The organism is Nocardia cyriacigeorgica (genome assembly GCF_010868145.1).
Lineage (GTDB): Bacteria > Actinomycetota > Actinomycetes > Mycobacteriales > Mycobacteriaceae > Nocardia > Nocardia cyriacigeorgica_D.
In genome coordinates this window covers 1-275 of the sequence record NZ_JAAGUY010000098.1, presented here as the reverse complement: position 1 = coordinate 275, position 275 = coordinate 1, and the positions used below count along the sequence as shown (strand labels likewise).

Below are 275 nucleotides of genomic sequence, written 5' to 3'. Positions count from 1 at the left end.
CTTCAACGACGGCCGCCCCATCCCCCGCGACCCCTTCTACACCGGCCAATACAACCCCCACACCGGCCGCTACCAACCCACCGAAGCCGAATACCAGGCCGAACGAGCCCGACTCGCGGCGAACCCGCCCGGGTCCGTCGCGCCGCCCCAGCAGCCGAACATCACGGACCGGACGTCCTCCGCTCCGGCCGCGACCAACGCCCCGCACCCCGCCGCACCCGCACACGACGGTTCAATCGACTCCCTGTCCACAGCGGCTGCCCCCTCCGCCAACC

The 275-nt window shown here is 72.0% G+C and carries 1 pseudogene; it reads left to right on the top strand.

The window, feature by feature from the left end:
• A pseudogene (locus tag GV792_RS29330) lies at window positions 1–275 on the top strand (hypothetical protein); the annotation flags it as partial.